Source organism: Bradyrhizobium sp. Mp27 (genome assembly GCF_029953005.1).
GTDB lineage: Bacteria > Pseudomonadota > Alphaproteobacteria > Rhizobiales > Xanthobacteraceae > Bradyrhizobium > Bradyrhizobium barranii.
The window spans coordinates 1-479 of record NZ_JASAUS010000629.1 but is presented as its reverse complement, the minus strand read 5'-3'; the positions used below and the strand labels follow the sequence as shown (position 1 = coordinate 479).

At 56.2% G+C, this 479-nt stretch carries 1 protein-coding gene; it reads right to left on the bottom strand.

Translation table 11 applies throughout. The features are described 5' to 3' along the window. Window positions 1-479, bottom strand: a 479-nt coding sequence (locus QJT78_RS52080; protein WP_281460940.1) for an AMP-binding protein, incomplete at both ends; no start/stop codon positions are given.

Genomic DNA, 479 nt, shown 5'->3' with positions numbered 1-479 from the left:
TCGGGCCATATTCATTCACCATCCTGGCCATAGGCTGGATGCTGCGCCACAACGAGACCGTTGAATGCGAAAGCGGTTCCCCGCCGATAATAAAGGTGTCGACCTGGCTCGACACCTTCTGTGCCAGCATCTGTTGCCCAAGGGCATCCAGATGGCTCGGCGTGATATTGATTACGCCGCAGTGGGAACTGATCCATGTCCTTAGTCCTTCGACCTCATCTCCTTTCTTTAAAAGGGGAGCATGGCCACCACGAAGCAAAGGTGTAAACAGGCTGTTAATCGTTGAATCGAAGGCGAGTGATGAGGACACCATGGAAGAGGACCAGGGATCATAAACGTCGCAGGCCCAGGACAGATAGTTGACCAATCCGCGATGCTCGACCATGACGCCTTTTGGGGTGCCGGTTGAGCCGGAGGTGTAGATCACATAGGCGAGATGGCGTGAGGTGAGGCCGAGCGCGCGCGGGTCCGGATCGGTG